This is a genomic window from Rhodococcus ruber (genome assembly GCF_016804345.1).
Taxonomy (GTDB): domain Bacteria; phylum Actinomycetota; class Actinomycetes; order Mycobacteriales; family Mycobacteriaceae; genus Rhodococcus; species Rhodococcus ruber.
In genome coordinates this window covers 3,568,020-3,580,521 of record NZ_CP044211.1, presented here as the reverse complement: position 1 = coordinate 3,580,521, position 12,502 = coordinate 3,568,020, and the positions used below count along the sequence as shown (strand labels likewise).

Sequence of the window (12,502 nt, the reverse complement as noted above, 5' to 3'; positions counted from 1 at the left end):
GGGCGAGGGAACCTGCGGCCGGACCGGCCGCAGGTTCCCTCGCCCTGCCGGATCAGAAGGAATGCTCGGGACCGGGGAACGTCCCGGCCGCCACCTCTGCAGCATATTCGGCGGCCGCGCGGCGCAGTTCGTCGCCCACGCTGCCGAACTTCTTGACGAACTTCGCGGTCCTGCCGCTGGTGTATCCGGCCATGTCCTGCCACACGAGGACCTGGGCGTCGCACTCGTTTCCGGCACCGATCCCGACCGTGGGGATGGTCAGCTTGCGGGTGACCTGACCGGCGATGTCGGCGGGCACCATCTCCATGACCACGGAGAAGGCCCCGGCCTCCTGCACGGCGATGGCGTCGGCGACGAGCTGTTCGGCGCCGTCGCCGCGGCCCTGCACCCGGAAACCGCCGAGGCTGTTGACCGACTGCGGGGTGAAACCGACGTGCGCCTGGACGGGGATGCCGGCGGCGGTGATCGCGGCGATCTGCGCGGCGACCCGCTCGCCGCCCTCGAGCTTGACGGCGTGGGCGCCGCCTTCCTTCATGAAGCGGATGGCGGTGGCGAGGGCCTGCTCCGGCGAGGCCTCGTAGGTGCCGAACGGCAGGTCGGCGATCACCAGTGCGTGCGGGGCGCCGCGCACCACGCCGCGTACGAGGGGGAGCATCTCGTCGACCGTGACCGGCACGGTCGTGTCGTAGCCGTAGACGACGTTCGCGGCGGAGTCGCCCACGAGCAGCACCGGGATGCCGGCCTCCTCGAAGATGCGGGCGCTCGAGTAGTCGTACGCCGTCAGCTCGGCCCAGCGCCGGCCCTCGGCCTTCATGGCCTGCAGGTGATGGACCCGCGTCTTGCGGCGAGGAGCGTCGGACGGAGTCGAGCCGCCGTAGAGGGCAGTCGTGGATTCGGACATCAGAGGTCCCTTTCTGCCTCGAGGCCCGTGCGGGTCCCCGGGTTGGGTGATGACGGTCTCAGTCTGCCACCGGCGTCATCCGGGCAGTAGCGGCACCGGCGGTGCGATTGGTCACATCCGCCGGTCGCGGCCGCAGGACCGGTCCCGAACCACCGAGCCGGCCGCGGTACCAGTCCCGAACCACCGAGCCGGCTGCGGTACCTCCCGTGGCACCATCGCTGGGTGTCGTCCCTTCCACTCCGCGCCGTCGCGGTGACCGCCGTGGCGCTGCTCGCCGCCGGATGCAGCACCACGACCGAGACCGCGCCGCCGCGGACGGCGCCGCTCGGCGCCCCGGCCGGCCTCGAGCAGTTCTACGGACAGCAGGTGCAGTGGGAGTCCTGCCGGGACTACGGCGCCGACGCCGGCTCGCTGCCGCGCGGCGTGCAGTGTGCGCGGATCACGGTGCCGCTGGACTACGACGACCCGGGCGGGGAGACGATCACCGTGGCGATCTCGCGTTCGCCCGCGTCGGGGCAGCGGATCGGCTCGCTGCTCGTCAACCCCGGCGGACCGGGTGCGTCCGGGCTCGGGCTGGCCACCGTCGCCGACGGCACCGAGCTGACCGACCGTTTCGACGTGATCGGCTTCGATCCCCGCGGCATCGGCGCCTCCGAGCCCGCGGTGCGCTGCCGCACCGACGCCGAGGCGGACGCCGACCGCGCGTTCGACGACGGCGACATGAGTCCCGAGGGCATCGCGCGCACGGAGCAGCGGCACCGCGACTACGCCGAGGCCTGCGCGCAACGCACCGGCACCGACCTGCTCGCCCACGTGGGCACCCGCGAAGTGGTGCGCGACATGGACGTGCTCCGTTCCGTCCTCGGCGACGAGAGACTCAATTACCTCGGCTTCTCGTACGGCACCCGGATCGGCACGCTCTATGCGGAGACCTTCCCCGACCGGGTGCGGACGATGGTGCTCGACGGTGCGCTCGATCCCGAGCAGGATCCCCTCGACGAGGTCCTGCTGCAGGCGGCCGGCTTCCAGACCGCGTTCGACGCGTTCGCGGCGGACTGCGCCCGCTACGACGACTGTGCGCTCGGCACCGACCCGGCTGCGGCGGTGGAGAAGTTCCGCGCTCTCGTGGATCCGTTGATCGCGGCGCCCGCGGACACCACGGATCCGCGGGGTCTGAGCCACCGGGACGCGGTCACCGGGGTGCAGCAGGGCCTGTACTCGCCGCGGCTGTGGGGTTCGCTGCGGGCGGGCCTCGCGGCGCTGACCGACGGCCGGGGCGACACGCTGTTGCTGCTCGCGGACCTGTACGAGGGACGCGGCGACGACGGCACCTACACCAACGCCACCGACGCGTTCAATGCGATCCGGTGCGTGGACGATCCGCCGGTGACGGACCCGGCCGTCGCGGCCGAGGCCGACCGGCTGTACCGGCAGGCGGCGCCGTTCCTCGACGACGGCCGCGCGAGCGGCGCCGCGCCGCGGGATCTGTGCGCCTTCTGGCCGGTGCCGCCCACCGGTGCGCCGCACACCCCGGACGTGCCGGGCCTGCCGACCGTGCTCGTCGTCTCCACCACCGGGGACCCCGCGACGCCGTACCAGGCGGGGGTGGACCTGGCCCGGCAACTCGGTGGCACGCTCGTCACCTTCAGGGGTACCCAGCACACCGTCGTCCTGGACGGCGAGGACTGCGTCGACGACCCGGTGACCGGCTATTTCGTGACCGGGCAGGCGCCCGCCGCGGACCTGCGGTGCTGACCACCCGACGATGTGAGCGACACGCCGGAACCACAACCCGCGGATGTAACACGGATTTAACGCACTGTGCCTAGTCTCGGCCGTATGGATCGCCAGAAGGAGTTCGTGCTCCGCACCCTCGAAGAGCGCGACATTCGGTTCGTGCGCTTGTGGTTCACCGACGTCGTCGGAACCCTCAAGTCGGTGGCGATCGCCCCGGCCGAACTCGAAGGAGCCTTCGAGGAGGGCATCGGGTTCGACGGCTCGGCCATCGAGGGTTTCTCCCGCATCTCCGAGGCCGACATGGTCGCCCGCCCGGACGCCTCGACCTTCCAGGTGCTGCCGTGGGCCGACGGCAAGGGTCAGCAGTACTCGGCCCGCATGTTCTGCGACATCACCATGCCCGACGGCACCCCCAGCTGGGCCGACCCGCGACACGTGCTGCGTCGCCAGCTCAACAAGGCGTCCGACCTGGGATTCAGCTGCTACGTGCATCCCGAGATCGAGTTCTTCCTCATCGAGAACGGTGAACCGGGGGCGCTGCCGGTGCCCGCCGACGACGGCGGCTACTTCGACCAGTCGGTGCACCGCTCGGCCCCGAACTTCCGCCGGCACGCCATCGACGCGCTCGAGTCGATGGGCATCTCCGTCGAGTTCAGCCACCACGAGACCGCACCCGGTCAGCAGGAGATCGACCTGCGGTACGCCGACGCGCTGTCCATGGCCGACAACGTGATGACCTTCCGCTACGTGGTCAAGGAGATCGCGATGTCGGAGGGCGTGCGCGCGACGTTCATGCCCAAGCCGTTCCGCGAGCACGCGGGCTCGGCCATGCACACCCACATGAGCCTGTTCGAGGGCGAGAACAACGCGTTCCACGATCCGGACGATCCGTTGCAGCTCTCGGCGACCGGCAAGGCGTTCATCGCCGGGGTGCTCGAGCACGCCAACGAGATCAGTGCCGTGACCAACCAGTGGGTCAACTCGTACAAGCGCATCGTGCACGGCGGCGAGGCGCCCACCGCAGCGTGCTGGGGCCCGTCCAACCGTTCCGCCCTGGTGCGGGTGCCGATGTACACGCCGAGCAAGGCGTCGTCGCGCCGGGTCGAGATCCGCACACCCGACTCGGCCTGCAACCCGTACCTGACGTTCGCGGTGCTGCTCGCCGCCGGCCTGCGCGGCATCGAGAAGGGCTACGAGCTCGGGCCCGAGGCCGAGGACGACGTGTGGGCGCTGACCTCCGCGGAACGGCGTGCGATGGGGTACCGCGAGCTGCCCACCGACCTCGACATCGCCCTGCGGGAGATGGAGAAGTCGGAACTGGTGGCCGAGGCACTCGGGGAGCATGTGTTCAACTTCTTCCTCCGCAACAAGTGGACGGAGTGGGAGAACTACCGCAGCCAGGTCACCCCGTACGAACTGGATCAGTATCTGGGCTTGTAACCCCTTGCCGGCCGCGGCCGCCCGGGGGAGTCGCCGCGGACCGGCCGGTTGACGACGACGAAGAGGTGAGGTCCGTGCCCACTCGGGCGGCAGTGTCCCGCGCCGGAACGACGCCACCATGGTGAGACCGCCGGCGGCGCGCTCGGCGATACCGAGCGCCGGGCGGCTCGGCCTGCTCGCTCCGACCGCGCCGGACGAGCTCCGGCAGCTCGGCTGGACCGGCACCGAGAGCACCGAACTGCTGTGGGCGCTCTCGCGCGCACCCGACGCGGACCTCGCGCTGCGGACCCTGGCCCGCCTGCACGACGCGCTCGGGGATGGCTGGGCGGAACTCGTCGCCGCGCTGCGCACCGACAAGGGACTGCGCGGGCGGCTGTTCGGCCTGTTCGGAGGCTCGTCCGCCCTCGGCGACCACATCGTCGCCCACCCGGAGCGGTGGCGTGATCTCGCCGGGGCGCTGCACCTGCCCGACCGGCGAACCCTCACCGAGCGGATGCTCGGCTGTGTCGACGCCGAGCCCGAGGCCGGGACGGGCGAGAACCGTCTGATCTACCGGGCGAAGATCACCGGTCCGGCCGCGGTGGCGGCTCTGCGCACCGGCTACCGCGATCAGTTGGCGCTGCTCGCGGCCGCCGATCTCGCCGCCGTCGTGGAGAACGAACCGGTCCTGCCGTACCTCGAGGTGGGCCAGCGGCTCGCGGATCTCGCCGATGCGGCCCTGACGGCGGCCCTGGCGGTGGCCGTCGCCAACGTCGTCACGGACGGTCCCTGCCCCGTCGACCTGGCCGTGATCGCGATGGGCAAGTGCGGGGCCCGCGAGCTCAACTATGTCAGCGACGTCGACGTCGTGTTCGTCGCCGAGCCGTCCGATGCCCGCGCCAGCCGCATCGCCGGGGAGATGATGCGGATCGGCACCTCGGCGTTCTTCGAGGTCGACGCCGCGCTGCGTCCCGAGGGCAAACGCGGCGAACTGGTCCGCACCCTGGACTCGCACGTCGCGTACTACCAGCGCTGGGCCAAGACCTGGGAGTTCCAGGCGCTGCTCAAGGCCCGGCCGATGACCGGCGACCTCGATCTCGGTCGCCGCTACGTCGAGGCACTCAGTCCGATGGTGTGGACGGCGTCCGAGCGGGATGCGTTCGTGCCCGAGGTGCAGGCGATGCGCCGGCGCGTCGAGGAGCTCGTGCCCGCCGAACTGCGCGAGCGCGAACTCAAGCTCGGCCGCGGCAGCCTGCGCGACGTCGAGTTCGCGGTCCAGCTGCTGCAGCTCGTGCACGGCCGCGCCGACGAGTCGCTCCGCGTGCCGAACACGGTGCAGGCGCTGTCCGCCCTCGCCGACGGGGGATACGTCGGGCGCGACGACGCCGCGAACCTGCGGGCCTCCTACGAGTTCCTGCGGTTGCTCGAGCACCGGCTGCAGCTGCAACGGCTCAAACGCACGCACACGCTGCCGCCCCCCGAGGACCGGGAGGCGATGCGCTGGCTCGCTCGCGCCGCGCACATGCGCCCCGACGGCCGGCACGACGCGCTCGGCGTGCTCGAGGCGGAGATCAAGCGCAACGCGGCCCGGGTACGCAAACTGCACGCGAAGCTGTTCTACCGCCCGCTGCTCGAGTCGGTCGCCCGGGTGGACAAGGAGGCGCTGCGGCTGTCGCCCGACGCCGCGGTCCGCCAGCTCGCCGCACTCGGCTACAGCGCACCGGAGAACGCCCTCGGCCACCTGACGGCGCTGTCCGGTGGCGCCTCGCGCAAGGCCCGCATCCAGGCGCTGCTGCTGCCCCAGCTGCTCGAGGCACTGGGGGAGACGAGCGACCCCGACGCCGGCCTGCTCGCCTACCGCCGCCTGTCGGAGGCGCTCGTCGACCGGGTGTGGTTCCTGCGGACGCTGCGCGACGAGCCGTCCGTCGCGGACCGGCTCATGACCGTGCTCGGTTCCTCCGCCTACGTGTCGAATCTGCTGGTTCGGGCCCCGGACGTCGTCCGGCTCTATGCGGACGGCGCCGGTGGTCCCCGGCTCCTCGAACCGCAGCCCGAGGAGGTCGCCAAGGCCATCGTCACCTCCTCGGCCCGCTACGGCACCCCCGACAGGGCCATCAACGCGGCCCGGTCGTTGCGCCGGGCCGAACTCGCCCGTATCGCCAGCGCCGACATTCTCGGAATGCTGGACGTACCGCAGGTGTGCCGCGCGCTGTCCGCCGTGTGGGCGGCCGTGCTCGAGGCTGCCCTGAGCGCCGTGATCAAGGCGTCCGAGCTGGAGGACGGGCCGGCTCCGGCACGGCTCGCGGTCATCGGCATGGGCCGCCTCGGCGGTGGCGAGCTGGGCTACGGATCCGACGCCGACGTGCTGTTCGTGTGCGAACCGACCGCCGGCGCCGACGAGACCGCCGCGGTGAAGTGGGCGAACCAGGTCGCCGAGCGGGTGCGCGCCCTGCTCGGTGCGCCGAGCACGGATCCGCCGCTCGAGGTCGACACCGGGCTGCGACCCGAGGGGCGCAGCGGCCCGATGGTGCGCACCCTCGCGTCCTACCAGGCGTACTACGCGCAGTGGGCGCAGACGTGGGAGGTGCAGGCACTGTTGCGGGCCGACGCGGTGGCCGGGGACGCCGACCTCGGGCTGCGCTTCCTGCACATGATCGACGCCACCCGGTACCCGGCCGGCGGGGTGTCGGACGACGCGGTGCGCGAGATCCGCCGGATGAAGGCTCGCGTCGACTCGGAACGGTTGCCGCGCGGCGCCGATCCCGCCACGCACACCAAGCTGGGCCGCGGCGGTCTGGCCGACATCGAATGGACCGTGCAGCTGCTGCAGCTGCAGCACGCTCACAACATCGAGTCGCTGCACAATACGTCGACGCTCGAGACGCTCGACGCGATCGGTGCCGCCGAACTGCTCAGCAGCGCGGACGTCGCACTGCTGCGCGACGCGTGGCTCACCGCCACCCGCGCCCGCAACGCGCTCGTGCTGGTGCGCGGCAAACGGACCGATCAGCTGCCCGGTCCGGGGAAGCTGCTCTCGGCGGTGGCGCAGGTCGCCGGCTGGCCGGGGGGTGACGCCTCCGAGTTCCTCGACCACTATCTGCGGGTCACCCGGCGTGCGCGGGCAGTCGTGGAACGCGTGTTCGGGACGTGAGATCCCGGATCCAGCTGCCGCACCCACGCGATTCGTATGTGAGAAAGGGAGATTCGTGACGACTTCGCGCCGTGTCCCGACGGTCGACGCCGTGGCCGGGGCGCTGGGGGAACTGCGGTCGCGGACGCCGGTGGTGCAGTCCCTGACGAACGTGGTCTCGGCGAACTTCGTGACCAACGTGCTTCTGGCGGCGGGCGCGAGCAATGCGCACATCGACAACGTGCACGAGGCCGGCGGATTCGCGCGGGCGGCCGACGGCGTCCTGATCAACGTCGGCACCCCCGACGATGCCACCGCGGAGGCGTTCCGTCTCGCGGCCCGCAGCGCTCACGAGGCCGGCACCCCGTGGGTCCTCGACCCGGTGGGCGTGGGCGGTCTGCCGTGGCGCAGCGACCTCGCCGCCGAACTGCTGGCGCACCGGCCGACGGCGATCCGCGGCAACGCCTCCGAGATCATCGCCCTGGCGGGCCTGCGGGGCGGGACCCGCGGCGTCGACAGTTCCGCCGACGCGGCGGCGGCGGTCCCGGCGGCGCTGGCCCTGCTCGATCGTGCCGAGGTCGTATCGGCTTCGGGCGCAATCGATCACCTCGTCGGCCAGGACGCCGGCGGGGCAGTGATCGGTGTGCGGGTCGGCGGTGGCAGTGCGATGCTGCAGCAGGTGACGGCCACGGGTTGTGCCCTCGGCGGTCTCGTCGCCGCATACCTCGCCGTCGCACCGACGCCGTTGATCGGGCTCGCCGCGGCCCACGTGCATGTCGCCGTCGCCGCGGAGATCGCCGAGGCGGCCGCCGCGGGCCCCGGCACGTTCGCCGTGGCCTATCTCGACGCCCTCTACACCGTGGACGCCGACACGCTCCGTGCCCGCGCGCAGCTCGAGATCTTCGAACCGCGCAGGTAGCTCGGCGACTCCGGATCTCTCAGCGGCAGACGACGACGAGACCCACGCCCAGCCACACCTGTCGTTCGACGCGATCGAACTCGTCGTCGTCGTGGTCGTACACGTAGTCGACCTCGGTGCGGTAGCCGCGATCTCGTTGTTCGGTGACGCGGCAGTCGCCGGACAGATTCCCGGCGCGGTTGGTGATCCTGTAGGGGATGCCTTCCGCGTCCAGGAGGGCGATCGCCTGCTGTTCGCTGAGGCCGACGACATCGGGCGCGGGTTGCGCTGCGGCGAGGCCGGAACCGAAAAGGAGGGTGGCGGCGGCCGCGCACAGCGCGGCCGGGAGGGTGGTGCGCATGACAACGTCCTTTCGGGAACGATGTCGCGATGGAGTGAATCCGGTGGGGGACATCCGTGCCGCCGGTGGTGGCGGGGGCGGCGTCCGTCAGATGTGGTCTATCGGCGCGATCCGGCGGTGGATCCGGGCGGCGAGCGCCCCCGCGGCGCGGACCGTGGTCCGGCCGTGGACGACGGTGCCCCGGCACGGCGGGGTGCGCAGACGTTCATCAGCAGTTCCCCAAGGCGCCCCGACCCGGAACCGGCCGGCGCCACTTCAGGGTACTCCCGGCTTCTGACAAATCCGGCAGAACTGGCGGACCTGCCGGAACGGGCCGCTGCGTGCGGCCCGCAGTCCGTCGGTCGGAACCGGACGGCGGAGCCCGTACCGGATCGGTCGGCGGGAGCGCGCGCCGGGCGAGGCGCCGACGGCTGATCACCGTGACCATCTGCCCGATGTGTCGCACGTCACAACTGAACAGAATGATCCGCTGAAAAGTTGTCTGTTGACTGATTCAATCAGCTGTGTCGATCATTGCTGAACCAGTTGATGTGACTCGAGCGACGTGCGCAGCACCTGTCGCAGCAAAGGAACAGTGCGATGACCGAAACCGTGGTCCGCGAAATCGAGCGTTCTCCCTACGATCTGGACGACCGGTACCGCTCCGGCTCGGGCACGGTGCTCCTCACCGGTGTCCAGGCGATCGCCCGCCAACTCGTCGAACAGCACGTGCGCGACATCCGCGACGGCCGCCGCGTGGCCACATTCGTCTCCGGGTATCCCGGCAGCCCGCTCGGCGGGCTCGACAAGCTGCTGCACGGCATGCCGAAGGTCCTCGCCGAGCACGACATCACCTTCGTGCCCGGATTCAACGAGGAACTCGCCGCAACCTCCGTATGGGGCAGTCAGGGCCAGCTGGGGGCGGGCACGCCCACCCACGACGGCGTGGTCGGCGTCTGGTACGGCAAGGGGCCCGGCCTGGACCGGGCCACCGACGCGCTGCGGCACGCGAACATGTACGGCGTGGACCCGAACGGCGGTGTCCTGCTGATGGTCGGCGACGACCCGGCGTCGAAGTCGTCGACCGTGCCCGCGGTGAGCGAACGGTCCCTCGCCGCCCTCGGGATCCCGGTCCTGTTTCCGCGCAACGCCGCCGAGATCGTCACGATGGGCCTGCACGGAGTCGCGCTGTCGCGCGCGTCCGGCTGCCTCGTCGCTCTCAAGGTCGTCGCAGACGTCGCCGACGGCGCGTGGTCCGTCGACGGTTCGGTTGCGGACCTGCGCATCACCGTTCCCGAGATCGAATGGGAGGGAAGGCTGTTCGTGTACCGGCAGCGCCCGATGGCGGCCCCGGGCGACAGCGTGATCGCCGAGGCGGACCTGTACGGGCCGCGCTGGGCGATGGTGCACGCGTACGGGAAGGCCAACGGCCTGGACGTCGTCGAGGTCGACCCCCCGCACGCCCGGATCGGACTCGCCGCCACCGGTACCACGTTCGACGCGCTGCGACAGGCCCTGCTCGATCTCGGGGTGACCGACGCCGACCTGCACCGCGCCGGCATCCGGCTGCTGCGCATCGGAATGCCGTACCCGATCGGTCCCGACCTGGTACGCGAATTCGCTTCCGGTCTCGACCAGCTCGTCGTCGTCGAGGACAAGACCGCGTTCGTCGAAACCCAGATCCGGGAGATCCTCTACGGCACCGACCATCCGCCGCGCATCGTCGGCAAGAAGGACGCCGACGGCCGGCCGCTGATGCCCGTCGACGGCGAGCTCACCGCCGGACGGATCCGCGGTCCGCTGCGCCGGGTGCTGCGCGGACACGTCGACCTCGGACCTGCGCCGTTGCCCCAGTTGCCGCTGGAGGTGCTGTCTGCCAAGCGCGCCCCGTACTTCTGCAGCGGCTGCCCGCACAACCGCTCCACGGCCCTGCCGGACGGCTCGATCGGCGGCGGCGGCATCGGCTGTCACGCACTCGTCACCATGTCCGGCCGCGCCGACAGCGCCGTCACCGGCCTGACCCAGATGGGTGGCGAGGGCGCGCAGTGGATCGGGCAGGCACCGTTCACCGACATCGGCCACATGTTCCAGAATCTCGGCGACGGAACGTACTTCCACTCCGGTCAGCTCGCCGTGCAGGCGTGCGTCGCGGCCGGGGTGAACATCACCTTCAAGCTGCTCTACAACGACGTCGTCGCCATGACCGGCGCGCAGGACGCCGAGGGCGCACTGACCGTTCCTGCGCTCACCCGCAAACTCGCCACCGAGGGCGTGCGCAGGATCATCGTCTGCTCCGACGACCCGAAGCGGCACCGCAAGCGCTCCCTCGCCCGCGGCGTGCAGGTCTGGCACCGCGACCGGCTCGACGAAGCACAGCGCGTGCTGCGCGAGGTCCCCGGCGTCACCGTGCTCATCTACGACCAGCACTGCGCGGCCGACGCGCGCCGGCAACGCAAGCGCGGGACCCTGCCCGCCCGCACCACCCGGGTGGTGATCAACGAGGCGGTGTGCGAGGGCTGCGGCGACTGCGGCGTCAAGAGCAACTGCCTGTCGGTGCAGCCGGTCGACACCGAGTTCGGGTCGAAGACCCGAATCGACCAGACCTCCTGCAACACCGACTACTCGTGCCTCGACGGGGACTGCCCGTCGTTCGTGACGGTCGAGGCGTCGCCCGGCCGGAAGGCTCGGCGCCGCAGCGTCCCGACGCCGCCGGCCGTGCCCGACGTCGACGTCGACACCCCGGAGGGCACCCGCAACGTCTTCCTCGCCGGCATCGGCGGCACCGGCATCGTCACCGTCAACCAGGTGCTCGCGACCGCCGCGCTGCGCGCGGGCTTCGACGTCGAGTCCCTGGACCAGATCGGCATGAGCCAGAAGGCGGGCCCGGTGGTCTCGCACCTGCGGTTCGCCGCCGACGGCCTCGCACCGGGGAACCGGGTGACCACCGGCGGCGCGTCGTGCCTGCTGGCGCTGGACCTGCTGACCGCGGCGGATGCGAAGAACCTTGCCTACGCCGACCCGCACTCGACCGTCGCGGTCGCCTCGACGAGCCGCACCCCCACCGGGGACATGGTGTACGACAGGTCGATCCGGCACCCGGACGAGCAGCAGCTGCTCGCGCGGCTGGACGCGGTGACCCGTCGGCTGGCCTCGTTCGACGCCCTCGCCGCCGCGCAGGCACTCTTCGGTGACACCTCCGCCGCGAACTTCCTCGTCGTCGGCGCCGCCCACCAGCTCGGCGGACTGCAGATCCCCGCCGCGGCCGTCGAGGAAGCGATCGAGATCAACGGCGTGGCGGTCGCGGCGAACATCGCGGCGTTCCGGTGGGGGCGGGTGGCGGTCGCCGACCCGGACGCGTTCGCGGCCGCGACCGAACCGGCGCGGCCCGAGCGGAGAGCCACCGTCGTACCGGAACACCTGCTGGCCGGCACCACCTTCGACGGCGAGGTGCTGCGACTCGTGCGGGTGCGCGCCGCGTCACTGATCGACTTCCAGGGTGACCGTCTCGCCGCCCGGTACATCGAGCGGGTGCAGGCGGTGTGGGAGGCCGAACGCCGCGTCACCGCGCGCACGGACTTCAGCGCGGCCGTCGCGCGCGGACTGTTCAAGTTCACCGCCTACAAGGACGAGTACGAGGTCGCGCGGATGCTCGTCGACCCCGCCTTCCTCGACGAGGTGCAGTCCCAGGTGCCCGGCGGAGCGCAACTGACCTATCGGCTGCACCCGCCCGTGCTGCGCGCACTCGGTCGCACGAAGAAGGTCGGGTTCGGTCCGAAGTCGCACGTGGCGCTGCGGGTGCTGGCCAAGGGCCGCCGGCTGCGCGGCACCCGGCTCGATCCGTTCGGGTACGCCCACGTCCGCAGGGTCGAACGCGCCCTGCTCGAGCACTACACCGCGACGATCGACCGTCTCGCTGCCGAATTGGACATCGAGAACTACGACCGTGCGGTGCAGGTCGCGGAGCTGGCGGACACGGTCCGCGGCTACGAGGACGTCAAGCTGCGCTCCGTTGAGCAGTACCGCACACGCCTCGCCGGCCTGGGCATCGACACCGACTTCTGATGCCACCGCCTTCCG

Annotated in this window: 7 protein-coding genes; 5 read left to right on the top strand and 2 right to left on the bottom strand. The window is 71.5% G+C overall.

From position 1 onward, the window contains the following. Positions 1-52: 52 nt before the first annotated feature. The gene (panB, locus tag F1734_RS16370; RefSeq protein WP_010594310.1) at positions 53-901 is read right to left on the bottom strand and encodes a 3-methyl-2-oxobutanoate hydroxymethyltransferase; all 849 of its coding nucleotides are present in this window, start codon (positions 899-901) and stop codon (positions 53-55) included. A 222-nt stretch (positions 902-1,123) separates the two neighbouring features. Between panB and F1734_RS16365 the strand changes: the two genes are divergently transcribed. The 4 genes from F1734_RS16365 (at position 1,124) to thiM (ending at position 8,106) form a co-directional block, all read left to right on the top strand. Continuing rightward, positions 1,124-2,656 carry an alpha/beta hydrolase gene (locus F1734_RS16365; RefSeq protein WP_140188670.1) on the top strand — a complete coding sequence of 511 codons (1,533 nt, stop codon included), beginning with the start codon at positions 1,124-1,126 and terminating at the stop codon, positions 2,654-2,656. Between the two features lie 84 nt (positions 2,657-2,740). Next, positions 2,741-4,078: a glutamine synthetase family protein gene (locus F1734_RS16360; protein WP_010594312.1), complete on the top strand. Its 1,338-nt coding sequence runs from the start codon at positions 2,741-2,743 to the stop codon at positions 4,076-4,078. Positions 4,079-4,196: 118 nt separating this feature from the next. Next, the gene (locus tag F1734_RS16355; protein ID WP_010594313.1) at positions 4,197-7,208 is read left to right on the top strand and encodes a bifunctional [glutamine synthetase] adenylyltransferase/[glutamine synthetase]-adenylyl-L-tyrosine phosphorylase; all 3,012 of its coding nucleotides are present in this window, start codon (positions 4,197-4,199) and stop codon (positions 7,206-7,208) included. A gap of 55 nt (positions 7,209-7,263) precedes the next feature. Further along, on the top strand, positions 7,264-8,106 hold the full coding sequence (gene thiM / locus F1734_RS16350; protein WP_140188669.1) for a hydroxyethylthiazole kinase: 843 nt from the start codon (positions 7,264-7,266) through the stop codon (positions 8,104-8,106). Between the two features lie 19 nt (positions 8,107-8,125). Here thiM and F1734_RS16345 read toward each other — a convergent pair whose 3' ends face one another. After that, positions 8,126-8,446, bottom strand: coding sequence for a PASTA domain-containing protein (locus F1734_RS16345; protein WP_140188668.1), 321 nt, complete (start codon positions 8,444-8,446; stop codon positions 8,126-8,128). A gap of 579 nt (positions 8,447-9,025) precedes the next feature. Between F1734_RS16345 and F1734_RS16340 the strand changes: the two genes are divergently transcribed. Continuing rightward, a complete protein-coding gene (locus F1734_RS16340; protein WP_140188667.1) occupies positions 9,026-12,487 on the top strand; it encodes an indolepyruvate ferredoxin oxidoreductase family protein in 3,462 nt (1,153 codons plus the stop codon). Positions 12,488-12,502 lie beyond the last annotated feature (15 nt).